At 64.4% G+C, this 12,477-nt stretch carries 8 protein-coding genes; 5 read left to right on the top strand and 3 right to left on the bottom strand.

Annotated features, from left to right (window positions below):
* Positions 1-32: 32 nt before the first annotated feature.
* On the top strand, positions 33-824 hold the full coding sequence (locus BW970_RS15700) for a glycerophosphodiester phosphodiesterase family protein (RefSeq protein ID WP_308469330.1): 792 nt from the start codon (positions 33-35) through the stop codon (positions 822-824).
* Between the two features lie 18 nt (positions 825-842).
* Here the strand turns inward: BW970_RS15700 and BW970_RS15695 are convergent, their stop codons facing one another.
* The 3 genes from BW970_RS15695 to surE form a co-directional block, all read right to left on the bottom strand.
* Positions 843-2,045 carry a M23 family metallopeptidase gene (locus BW970_RS15695; RefSeq protein WP_083701313.1) on the bottom strand — a complete coding sequence of 401 codons (1,203 nt, stop codon included), beginning with the start codon at positions 2,043-2,045 and terminating at the stop codon, positions 843-845.
* A 66-nt stretch (positions 2,046-2,111) separates the two neighbouring features.
* The gene (locus tag BW970_RS15690) at positions 2,112-2,864 is read right to left on the bottom strand and encodes a protein-L-isoaspartate O-methyltransferase family protein (protein WP_076533169.1); all 753 of its coding nucleotides are present in this window, start codon (positions 2,862-2,864) and stop codon (positions 2,112-2,114) included.
* Positions 2,861-3,649, bottom strand: a complete 789-nt coding sequence (gene surE / locus BW970_RS15685) for a 5'/3'-nucleotidase SurE (RefSeq protein ID WP_076533167.1) — start codon at positions 3,647-3,649, stop codon at positions 2,861-2,863. The genes BW970_RS15690 and surE overlap by 4 nt, the downstream gene beginning before the upstream one ends.
* Before the next feature lie 495 nt (positions 3,650-4,144).
* Between surE and BW970_RS15680 the strand changes: the two genes are divergently transcribed.
* The 4 genes from BW970_RS15680 (at position 4,145) to BW970_RS15665 (ending at position 12,441) form a co-directional block, all read left to right on the top strand.
* On the top strand, positions 4,145-5,503 hold the full coding sequence (locus tag BW970_RS15680; protein WP_076533165.1) for an oligosaccharide flippase family protein: 1,359 nt from the start codon (positions 4,145-4,147) through the stop codon (positions 5,501-5,503).
* 100 nt (positions 5,504-5,603) lie between these two features.
* A complete protein-coding gene (locus tag BW970_RS15675; protein ID WP_083701312.1) occupies positions 5,604-9,653 on the top strand; it encodes a PAS domain S-box protein in 4,050 nt (1,349 codons plus the stop codon).
* A 77-nt stretch (positions 9,654-9,730) separates the two neighbouring features.
* Positions 9,731-11,119, top strand: a complete 1,389-nt coding sequence (locus BW970_RS15670) for a hypothetical protein (RefSeq protein WP_083701311.1) — start codon at positions 9,731-9,733, stop codon at positions 11,117-11,119.
* 32 nt (positions 11,120-11,151) lie between these two features.
* Entirely contained in the window at positions 11,152-12,441 is a 1,290-nt protein-coding gene (locus tag BW970_RS15665) for an ABC transporter substrate-binding protein (protein WP_076533161.1), read from the top strand.
* Positions 12,442-12,477 lie beyond the last annotated feature (36 nt).

Raw genomic sequence — 12,477 nt, 5'->3', positions numbered from 1 at the left:
TGCTGCCAAGCGCCAGCTTTGCCCCTCGACAGATGGCGGGCATTGGGCATCATGTGGTCATGGCGCACCCGCACCCCTTTCTTGATGGCCCGCTGCCCACGGCCTTCGCCCATCGCGGCGGAAGCCTTGAATGCGAGGAGAACACCATGCCCGCCTTTGCCCATGCGGTGGCGCTGGGCTATGGCCATGTCGAACTGGATGTCCATCTGACAGCCGATGGCAAAGTGGTGGTGCATCACGACCCGACCTTGACGCGGATGTTCGGTGTCGATCGCGCGGTGGCGGACGTGACCATGGCCGATCTGGCCACGATCCGCAGCCGGGGTGGCGCGACGGTGCCCCTGCTGGACGAGGTGTTGCACAGCTTTCCCCGCCTGAAGGTGAATATCGAGGCCAAGGCGGATGCGGTGGCCGCCCCGCTGGCCGAGGTGATCCGGCGGGCGGATGCCCTGGGCCGGGTGGGTGTGGGGGCGTTCGATCCTGGCCGGACCGCCGCGCTGCGGGCGGCGCTTGGCCCCGGACTGTGCTGGTCGCCTGCGCATTGGGGCGTTGCACGCCTGTGGGCGCGGGGATGGGGCCTGCCACTGCCTGCCAGCTTTCCGGTTGTCCAGGTGCCGCTGAAATGGAAGGGCATCCGGGTTGTCACGCCCCGCTTTGTCCGCGCGGCGCATCGGCGCGGCATTCAGGTTCAGGTCTGGACCGTGAACGAGTCCGCGCAGATGTCGGCGTTGCTGGACATGGGGGTCGACGGGCTGATGACCGACCGCCCCACATTGCTGCGACAGGTGCTGGAACAGCGCGGTCAGTGGTCGGGCGCGGGCTGAGCCCGCGCCGGGGCCGGGCTACTGGAGCATCGACATCGGATCGACGCTTTCAGACCCGCGCCGCACCTCGAAATGCAGGAAAGAGGGGCTGCCGGCGCGCACGGTTCCGATCTGCTGGCCGCGCTTGACCTTGGCATCCTTGGCGACCGAGATTCCGTCTACATTGGCGTAGACCGTCAACAGGTTGCCTTCGTGGCGGATGACCACGATCGGCACTTGTCCCGTATCGCGGGTGATCGCGGCGACGGTGCCATCGCCAGCCGCCCTGACCGGACTTCCGGTGGCGGCGCCGATGCCTATCCCGTCGTAGCGGCCCTTCTGGTAGGCGCGAATGATGGTGCCATCCGCAGGCATTGCCAGTCTGGACGCGCTGGTTGTCGGCAGGCTGGGCGAGGGGGGGGCATTCTCTACGTTGCCGCCACCGGCACGGGCCGGGTTTTCGTTGGGCAGTGGCTTGGTCGCCGATGGGGGCTGCGGTGTGGTCGAACCGGCGCCGGGCGGTGGCGGCGATGCGGCCTCTCGTGCAAAGGGGGGGGGGCTGCCGCTGGTTGGCGGGATCAGCAGGGTCTGCCCTTCGCGCAGCGCCAGATCAGCACCCAGACCGTTCCACTCGGCCAGCGCGCGCGGGGTCACGTTGTAGCGACGTGCGACGATATAGGCGGTTTCGCCGCGTGTGACCTTGTGGCGTATCGGCTCTGCCCCGGACTGGGCTGCGGGCCGGGGCGCTGCCGGTTGTGTGGAGGGCGCGGGCGGGGTGGTCGTGGGAGAGACACGGTCCAGCGCCGTGGTGGCGATGGTGCCGACATCGACCCTGCCGGGAGTCGCCGGCAGCGGGGCGCCCGCACCGGCCTCGGCCACGCGACGCGGCAGAACCAGAACCTCACCGCCATGCAGGGGCAGGTCGGGTTGAATGGCGTTGGTGCGGCCCAGTTCTCCTGCGTCGATGCCCAGTCGGGAGGCGATCGAGACAACGGTATCGTTGCGGCGCGCGATGGCGACCTGATATCCGGGATAGGATATGACCCCGCGATCATCGGCGCGGGGGCGTGGTGCAGTCGGGTTGCGGGCGGCATCGGCGGTGTTGCCAGCCAGCGGCGCGCGCATGTCCCAGTCGAACCCGTCGCCCTGTCCGGTGCAACCCGCCAGCGCCAGCGCCAGCGCGACCGCAACGACAGGGCGCCCCGGCCGGTGGTCACGCAGGAATGAAGATACCGTTTGCATCGCTCTGCCTCGTACTCTTGGCCGGCTGGTTCCGGCGCTGGTTGTCGCCCGGCCAGCAGCGGGCGGTCAGTCTGGGGCCACCCCTTCGACGAGCGGCACGAACCGCACGGGGCGGAGGTCTTCGTAGTCGAACCCATGCGCCAGCTTGCGCACCCGCACAAGTTGTTGCACGGCATCGGACTGCCCGACCGGCAAGACCATGATACCCCCTATGCGCAACTGGTCCAAGAGGGTGGGCGGCGGATCTTCGGCGGCGGCTGTCACGATTATGCGGTCGAACGGGGCCTGTTCGCCAAACGGGGCCTGTGCGGTGGCCACCGGATCGCGCCCGCGCGGAATGGGCAGGCCCGTCGCGTCCCGGCCCGTGCCGGGGGGTCTTGGGCCAAGGCAGCCATCGCCGGTCCGTGCCACGATGTTGTGCAATCCAAGGGTGGTGAACACCTCCTGGGATTCGCGGACCAGGCGGCGATGGCGATCCACGGTATAGACCCGCCGTGCCAGAAGGCTGAGAACCGCCGCCTGATAGCCGGAACCCGTGCCCACCTCCAGCACGATATCGCGCGGCCCGACCTCCAGCGCCTGGGTCATCAGCCCCACGACCGAGGGCTGGCTGATCGTCTGGCCACAGGCGATGGGAAGGGGCATGTCGTCATAGGCGCGGTCGGCGAAATGGCCGCGCACGAAGGCGCCGCGATCCACCCGCTCCATTGCCTCCAGCACCCGCTTGTCCGTGACCCCGCGCGACCGCAGGGCAAAAAGAAACCGCATCTTGCGCTCTGCGAGGGTGTCGGACGTGTCCTCTCCCTCGTCCCCTGTCATGCGAGGCGGGCCTCGAGATCGGCCAGCGCGTCATGGGCGGTCAGGTCGCAGCGCATCGGTGTGACCGAAATGAACCCTTCGAGGTTTGCGGCGGCATCGGTGCCGGGTGCGGTCGGCATATGCTGCGGTCCGCCCTTGATCCACAGGAACTTGCGCCCCGAGGGCGAGCGATGGGGCTCTACCCCGAAGAACGCATCGCGGCGATAGCCCTGGGCACTGACCTTGACGCCCTTGACCCCGGCGGCAGCGACCGGCGGGAAGTTCACGTTGTAGAACATGCGGTAGTCATTTCCGTCGTCCCACAGCCCCTTGTCCAGAAGATTGCGGACCACGGCGGTGCCATGTGCGCGCGCCGCCTGGAACTCGTCGTCCAGCTCCATGGTTTCAGGGCCGAGGTATTGCGACAATGCGATGGCTGGCAAGCCTTGCAGCGCCGCCTCCATCGCGCCGCCGATCGTGCCGGAATAGAGCGTGTTTTCGGCGGCATTGTTGCCGCGGTTGACCCCCGACAGCACCAGATCGGGGCGCGCGCCTTGCAATACGTCATAAAGACCTGCCAGCACGCAATCCGCCGGGCTGCCTTCGGCGGCATAACGGCGATGACCCAGTTTGGCGATCATCATGGGCCGGGTATAGCTGATGCAGTGGCCAACGCCCGATTGCTCGAAGGCGGGGGCGACTGTCCAGACTTCGCCGGTCGGTCCGGCGATGTCGTTGGCGATGGCCGTCAGCACCTCCAGCCCCGGAGCGTTGATGCCATCGTCGTTCGTCAGAAGAATGCGCATGGGTCCGCCTTGCCGTTGTTGCGCCCTTGCTTAGCGCGGATTGCGGCAAAAGGGAATCCGCCATGGGTGCCGTATCGCGTGCGGGGGCAGGGCCACCCTTTTGCAACGCAGCCGCCAGTGCGATCCCGGCCGGAGCATGTGGGATGGGTGCGATGCCATGGATATCACGTAGCGCCCGGCGTGGCCCCCGCATCTGGGCAGCGCCGGTGAATGCATAGACCAGTCCGGCTCTTGTGATTGCGGGAACTTCGGGCTTGGCGGATGTTGCGGGGCGCAGGCTCGGGGCGGCTTTCGCGGCCCCCTGACGAGTCATGCCCATGACGTGCAGGCCACTCGCAACCTTCTCGACGGGCACCCGTTTCATACGGCATCTTCCCACCACGTGGCGGTTGCGCGGGTGCTTCAGGTTCGATCCGGGTGCGGGCGGGGCAGAAGATGGGGCTTTCACCCAGGTCATCCACCGCATAGCCTGCGGCAAGAGTACAAGGCTGCCTCATGTCGTCATTTTCAGGCAAGATCGCCGGTTCCGGCCTGTTCGCCCGCGCCATGCGCGGATCGGCGATCATCGCCCTTGGCTATGTCGGAGGTCAGGGGATGCGGCTGGTATCCAACCTGATCCTGACACGATTGCTGTTTCCCGAAGCATTCGGGCTGATGTCGCTGGTCACGATGGTGATGATCGGCCTTACGATGTTCTCGGATGTCGGGATCGGACCGTCGATCCTGTCCAGTCGGCGTGGGGACGAGCCGAGGTTCCTGGATACCGCCTGGTCGGTGCAGGCGATCCGGGGTGCGCTTTTATGGCTGGTGACCTGTGCACTGGCCTGGCCCCTGGCGCAGTTTTACCGTGCGCCCGATCTGGCGCAGATTCTGCCGGTGGCGGGCCTGACCCTGCTGATTGCGGGGTTCAATCCCACGCGGATCGAGACCGCGAACCGGCATCTGGCGTTGGGGCGCGTCACGTTGCTGGATCTGGCCTCGCAACTGGTGGGAATCGTCGCCATGATCGCGCTGTCGCTCGCCATGCAGTCGGTCTGGGCCCTGGTCTGGGGCAATCTTCTGGGGGCCTTGGTCAAGTTGGGGCTGACCTGGGCCTGTCTGCCCGGTCATCGGAACCGATTTGGCTGGGAGTCCGACGCCGCGCAGGAACTCATCCGGTATGGAGGCTGGATCTTTCTGTCCACGGCCTGTGGGTTTGTGCTGATGCAGGGCGACAAGGCCATTCTGGGGCGCTATCTCAGCCTTGAAAGCCTTGGCATCTATAATATCGGCTATTTTCTGGCCAGCTTTCCCATGCTGCTGGCGGCTGCCGTGGTGGGGCGTGTGTTCATCCCGATCTACCGCAATGTGGCATTGGACGGGTCTGACGCGATGCGCCGCAGATTGCGCCGGATGCGGTTGGGCATGACCGCAACGGTTCTGTCCTTGCTGGCAGCCATGGCGTTCGGCGGCGTGCCGCTTGTGCACCTGCTGTATGATCCGCGCTATGCCGTTGCAGGGGCTGTCGTCGTTGTGCTGGCCTGCGTGCAGCTACCGCAGATGTTGATCGCAACCTATGATCAGGCGGCCTTGGCGGCAGGGGATTCACGGGGCTTCTTTCTGGTTGCGGCGTTTCGCGCGACCAGTCAGACTGCGCTGTTTCTGATCGGGGCGGAACTGGCGGGCCTGACCGGCGCCTTGGCCGGGCAGGCGATCGCGGCGGTGCTGTCCGCACCTGCAAGCATGTGGCTGGCCCGGCGCCATGGTGTGCATGACCCGCTTCACGACACGGTTTTCGCCCTGATTTCTGGCGGAATAGCGATGGCGGCCTTGTGGAATTCTTCCTATTCACTGGCCGATCTGCACGGATTATGATTAAGCTTCGTGTATTTACGATTGATTAACATTGCTGTGGGCACAACCTGCGAATGGGGGCCTGCGGCGATGCCAGGGGCGTGATCGCCAGGGAAGTAAGATGGCACCAGATACAGCACCGCTTCGGCCAGGCTCTGCTAGCGCATCCGACTCTGCAGTTTCCGCCCGCGTTGTCGATGTTCTGGCCCGCGCCCTCTCTGCGCCTGTCGCTCAGGCCGGGGAGGCGATTGATCTTATCCTGTCTGAAATGGGCGCCTATGCGAATGCGGATCGCGCCTATGTTTTTCAGTTGCGCGACAACGAAGTGCTGGACAATACCTACGAGTGGTGCGCCACCGGCATCGTTCCCATGCTGGCGGAACTACAGGACCAGCCGACCGAGATGATCGCCCCCTGGCGCGAAGGGTTCGAGGCGGGCGAGATTGTGCATGTCGGCTCCGTCACCGATCTGCCGCCGGATTCCCCGGTGAAAGAAGCGCTGGAGATGCAGGGCATTCTTAGTGCGGTCTTTGTTCCGATCCGGCTGGATGGCGCCTTTGGCGGGTTTGTGGGCTATGATTCCGTCCGCGCGCAGCGGAACTATTCCAAGGACGATATCTCGATCCTCGGGGCCATGTCGGGCGCCATCGGGACAATCCTTGCGCGGGTCGCGGCGGACAAGGCAATGCGCCGGACCCAGTCGGAACTGGAACAGGCGCGCAACCGGCTTGCCGCCACGATGCAGGCATTGCCCGACCTGATCCTGGAGCTTGACTCAGACGGGCGCTACATCGGGTACCACACGGGCGCCCCGGAACTTCTGTTCGACACACCCAGCCGCATGATGGGGCGTCGGCTTGAAGAAGTCCTGCCGGCGGAAACCGCGGCGATCACGCGCATGGCGATGCAGGCCGCGTTGCTGAACGGGCGCAGCGCAGGGTTCCGCTATTCCTTGCAGACGGCCGGCCAGTTGCGTTGGTTCGAGGCATCCGCAGCCCTGCGTGCCGCCGATGTGCCCGGCGATGCCCCCGGCTTTGTGTTTGTGATCCGCGATGTCACCGCCGACCAGACCCGGCGCGAAGAACTGGTGCGCCTCGGGCAGGTTGCCCAGCATATGACCAATTTCGTTGTCATCACCGACAACGACCAAAAGGTGACATGGGCCAACCCGGCGTTCGAAATGCGGTCCGGCTATGCGCTGGCCGAGATTGTCGGGCGCAATCCCGGCGAGTTCACGCGCTTCGAAGGGTCGGACAGGGCGACGATCGAACGGATTTCCCGCTCGCTTGAAAAATGCGAGCCCGTGCGCGCTGAAATGCTGAACCGTGACCGTTTCGGCACGACATACTGGATTGACCTGAACATCCACCCGATGAAGGGGGCTGATGGGCAGCCGACAGGGTTTGTGTCGGTGGAAACCGACATCACCGAACGCAAACGTCAGGAACAGCGGCTGGAGGAACTTGCACGCGCCGCTGTCACGGCACGCCAACAGCTTGAAGCCGCGATCGAGGCGTTGCCCGATGCCTTTGCCATCTTTGATGCAGACGACCGCCTGTCGCTGTTCAACCGGCGCTATGTCGAGTACTTCAAGCCTATCGCCGACCTGATCACACCGGGCGCCCATTATGCCGATCTGCTGCGCGCAGGGATCGACCGCGGCATCTACCGCGATGCGCTTGGCTGCGAAGACGAGTGGTTCGCCCAGGTGATGGCAAGTCACCGGGATCGCCGCAACGATACGGAAATCCAGCTGTCCGACGGGCGCTGGCTCTGGTCTGTGGAAAAGGCGATGCCCGATGGCGGCTCGGTGGGGATGCGCATCGACGTCACCGACCTCAAGAGCGCCGAACAGCGTTTGCAGGACATCATCGCGGCCGCCGACGCAGGAACATTCGAATCCGATCTGGAGCGCGGCATCACCCGCATCAATGACCGCTGGGCAGAGATGCTGGGATATACCCGTGCAGAGATGGAGCCAAACACCCCCGATCTGTGGCAGCGGCTATTGCATCCAAACGATGCGGATCGTGTCTCGGCCCAGATCGCGCGCGTCGTCGAAGGCGAGGTCGATCAGTTCGAAACCGAATTCCGTATGCGCCACAAGGAGGGGCATTGGGTGAACATCCTGTCGCGGGCGCGTGTTGGCCTGCGTGATCTGGATGGCCGCGCACTGCGGATGGTGGGCGCGCATATCGACGTCACCGCGATGAAACAGGCCCAGCAGCGGATGGAGCAGATCATCCGCGGCGCTTCGGTCGGCACATGGGAATACAACCGCATTACCGGGCGCAACATCGTCAATGATCTCTGGGCAGAAATGCTGGGGTATACCCATGCCGAGTTGCAGGACATGCCCTACGAGCAGTGGGAGTCCATGGTCCATCCCGACGATATTGCAGAGATGTCGCGCCGCCACGCCAGCCTCAGGCAACTCGATCAGGACGTGTTCGAGGCCGAAATACGTATGCGTCACCGTGATGGCCACTGGGTATGGGTGCTGACACGCGGGCAGGTCGCCCGGCGCAGCGACAGTGGCGCGATCGAGGTTGTGTCGGGCATCCACATCGACATATCCGAGGCGAAGGCCCGTGAGGCGGAAATGCAGGCGACGAACGAGCGGTTGCTGGCCGCCCTGGATGCCCGCGATACCGCTCAGCGCCGGTTTCAGGATATTGCGGCCGTATCGTCGGACTGGTTCTGGGAAACGGATACCAACGATTGTTACACGTTCCTGTCCGAAGGCTACGAACGTAACACGGGCCATCCGCCGGAACATATGCTGGGTGTCTCGGGCTGGAGCTGCCCCGAACAGTTTGTTGAAACCCGCGAAAGTGCCGACTGGGACTGGCTACGTGCCCGCTTTGCCGCGCGCGAACCGTTCAGCGATTTCGTTTTCCTGATTCCCGAGCGGGCAAACGGCTCCCGCGATATGTGGATCCGGATGAGCGGGCTGCCCTTCATCGCCGCCGATGGCACCTATCTGGGGTATCGGGGCGTGTCGTCGGATATCACCCTGCTCTACACTGCAAAGGAACGGGCAGAGGCGGCAAACCGGGCCAAATCGCAATTCCTGGCCAATATGAGCCATGAGATACGCACGCCCCTGAATGGCGTGCTTGGTATGGCCGAACTGATGTCGGATGCGCTGACAGACCCGATCCATCGCCAGATGATCGAGACGATCCGCGAATCCGGCCAGGGCCTCTTGAATGTGCTGAATGACATCCTCGATCTGGCCAAGGTCGAGGCTGGCAAGATCGAGCTGGAGACGGTTGCCTTTGTCCCTCGCGATCTGGCGGCCAAGGTCGAGGCGATGTATTCGCTGCGGGCGCAGGAACGGGGCCTGTCGTTCTCTGTCATGTGTGATGTGGGATGCAACCAGCCACGCATGGGCGATCCGCACCGCACCTTGCAGGTGTTGCACAACCTGCTGAACAACGCGATCAAGTTCACGCATGAAGGCCAGATCAGGGTGACGCTGAACACCCGTGGCAGCGAGCCGCTGGTCATCGAGGTGGCGGATACCGGAATCGGCATGTCACCCGAACAACAGGCGCGTGCCTTCGAGGATTTCGAGCAGGCCGACGGCGCGGTGACGCGCCGGTATGGCGGCACGGGGCTTGGACTGTCGATTTCGCGCCGTCTGGTGGAATTGATGGGCGGGCGGATCCAGGTGTCCAGCACACTGGGCACGGGCACGGTGGTGCGGCTGGAACTGCCTTTGCCGCTCGCCAAGCGTGACGATCCGTTGCAGCAGGAAAGTGTTGCGGCAACGGCGCCGTCGGTTGCCGGGCTGCGCGCGCTGGTCGCCGACGACAATGCAACCAACCGCCTGATTCTAAAGGCGATGCTTGGTGCACTGGGTGTCAGCGTCACCGTCGTCGAGGATGGGCTGAAGGCCGTGGCCGCCTGGAAACCCGACGAATTTGACGTGCTGCTGCTGGATATCTCGATGCCCGAGATGGACGGCATCGCCGCGCTTCAGGAAATTCGCCGGCTTGCGGGCGAACAGGGTGCCGGTCATGTTCCCGCCATTGCCGTGACGGCCAATGCCATGAAGCACCAGGTGGATGGCTATTACGCGGCGGGATTTGACGGATATGTCGGAAAACCTTTCCGCCGCGAGGATTTGGCCCGCGTTCTGGCCAAGCTCGTACCCAGGAAATAGGCGCAGGGCCGATCAACGGCCTTGCATGCTGCGTGTGCAAAGTGTTCACTCCCGCTCGGTATCGGATCGGGAGACGGATGGTCGCAGGTCGGGATCACTATCGGCTACGTCAGGGTGGTCGCATTGCGGGCGTCGGCCTTGGGCTTGGCCCGGCTCCGGCGCTGGCTTGCGCCTTGCCGCCCTCGATCGTGATGACACTGCCAACCGGCCGCTACATGCTGGGCGCCGCGCTGGCCGTCGCCCTGACGGGTGTGCTGGCGGCGGTGGCACGGCGCTTGCCCGAGATGCGCGCCATCACGGTCGGCCATCGCCCGGTTCTGGTGCCCGAGTGCGTTGCCAGTGGAATTGGCTTTCTTCTGGCGCTGGTGCTGGTGGCTGTGGGCGTCCTCGGGCCGCGCGACCCGATGCACAATCTGCTGACTCTGGTCTTCTGGACGGTGGTCTGGGTGGCGCTGCCGCTGGCGTCGATGGTTTGCGGCAACCTGTGGCGTGGCTTGAACCCCTGGACGGGGCCGGTGCGTGCCGTGCGCCTGTTGATCGGATGGCAAGGGCACATCGGTCTGGCGCGACTGGGCGAGCTCCCTGCGGTGCTGGGGCTTATGGCGTTCAGCTGGTTTCAGATCGTGTCGCTGTCACCGGATGATCCCTTGGTGCTTGCCATGGCCATCAGTGCCTATTGGCTGGTGATTTTTGTGCTTGCCGTGGCCGAGGGCGAGGAATGGTTGGACAAGGGCGAGTTTCTGACGGTCTATGTCGGCTATCTGTCGCGCATCGCGCCGGTCTGGGCCGAGTCTGACGGGGCGCGCCTGCGCATCATGGCGGGCTGGCCGGGTACTCAGGTTCTGGGCATGGCCCCGCTTGGCGCGTCGCAGGTCGCATTCGTCACTCTGGCCTTGGCCGCACTCACCTTCGACGGCCTGCGCGAAACCTTCTGGTGGCTGGCCCTGATCGGAGAGAATCCGCTGGAGTTTTCGGGCCGTTCGGCGGTGATGGTCGAGAACACAATGGGGCTTGCGGCGGCCTGGGGGCTGACGGTGATCAGCATTCTGGGCGCGCTGGCGCTGGGGCGCCGGATCTCGGGCGCGTCGATGCCAACGGGGCCGGTGATGCTGAGCTTTCTTGCCATCGCCGCGGGATACCATGGCGCGCATTACCTGCTGACACTGCTGACAGCCGGGCAATACACACTTGCCGCATTGAACGACCCGCTGTTTCAGGGCGACGCATTGCTGGGACTGCCGCCCTTCTATGTGTCGATGGGATTCCTGACCGACCGGGGAATGATGACGGCGATCTGGAACGTTCAGTTCGTCGCCATTCTGGGCGCGCATGTGCTTGCGGTGGTTCTGGCGCTGCAACTGTCTGAACAGCGGGCTCGCGGGCTTGCGCATCTGCCGCTGACCGTGTTGATGGTCGGCTACACAATTCTGGGCCTCTGGTTACTGGCGTCGCCAACGGGCGCCTGAACCTTGCACGCCATTCACTGGGAGGGCGCACCATGACCATTCACCCAAGTTTCAAAGGCAGATCGACGCGCAGGTCGGTTCTGGCCGGGCTGGCGGCGGGCGGGGCCGCCCTGGCGCTGCCGGGCCGTTTTGCCCATGCGCAAAGCGCGGCGCCCATCAAGCTGGGGTTCCAGTTGCACCGCACCGGCATCGGGGCCGCCTATGGGCGTTGGTACGAACGCACGACGCAGGCAGCCCTGAAGCTGCTGAACGATCAGGGCGGCATCAATGGCCGCCCGGTCGAGATCGTGTTTGAAGATGATGGCACCGATCCCAAACGCGGGGCCGAGGTGGTCGAGAAGCTGACCCGCCAGGCGAATTGCGACCTGATTTTCGGCCCGCTGTTTTCCCATGTGGTGATCGGATCGGCGCCGCGTGCCGCAGAGTTGCGGGTGCCATATCTGGTCTGCTCCGAGGGGTTCCATGTTGCCAGCGGCATGTTGAACCGCTGGACGCTGCAACCGGGTATCACGGATGTGCGGTCGCAGGTGTCGTCGATGGCGCCCTGGGTGACGCAGAACCTGGGCAAGAAGGTCACGATGATCTTCCCCGACTATGCCTTTGGCCACGATCACCGCGATTTCTTTACCGAGGCGGTCAAGGCGCAGGGCGGCGAGGTGATCGCCCATGTTGCTATTCCGCCGACCGAAACCAGCTTTACCCGGTATTTCCCGCGCATCCCCAAGGAGACCGAGGTTCTGTACCATGTGATGATCGGTCCGGCCGTTCTGACATTTTGCAAAGAGCTGGGAGAGTTCTATGGCCGTGGTGCGCGGCCAGAGATTTTTGGCTTCATCGACAGCCTGGAGGCGGTCGACATGGCCGCGCCTGGTCTGGAATTTCTGGAAGGCACCCATTTCTGGGAGGGCCATTGCCGCAATATCCAGCCGGATGCGACCGAGGCGGAGCGCGCCTATCGCGCAGCGGTTGGCGTGGATGACAACGGCGCCTCGGTCTCGGATGCGCGCGATATCTCGACCTACGCCCATATGTTCAGTTGCTGGGAAACCCTGTTCCTGATCAAGCGGGGCATGGAAGAGGCCGGGTATCAGGGTCCGGCCGAACGGCAGAAGTTCGTCGAGGCGATGGAGGCCATGACGACGATGGCCGAGGGCATCGAGCACCCGCAAGGCGACAAGATGTTCCACGGCAAGACCCACCAGGTCTTTGGCCACCAGAATATCTCGAAGGTCGAGAGCGGCAAGCTGATCCGCGTGCATCGCACCTCCATCGAGGATGGCATGTACCCCGATGCGGTGGATTATACAACGCACTCCTTCTGACACATGAGGGCCGGCCAGGCGCCGGCCCCGACAAGG

Origin of the sequence: Gemmobacter megaterium (genome assembly GCF_900156815.1) — a bacterium.
Taxonomy (GTDB): domain Bacteria; phylum Pseudomonadota; class Alphaproteobacteria; order Rhodobacterales; family Rhodobacteraceae; genus Wagnerdoeblera; species Wagnerdoeblera megaterium.
This window is presented reverse-complemented; position numbering and strand designations above follow the sequence as displayed.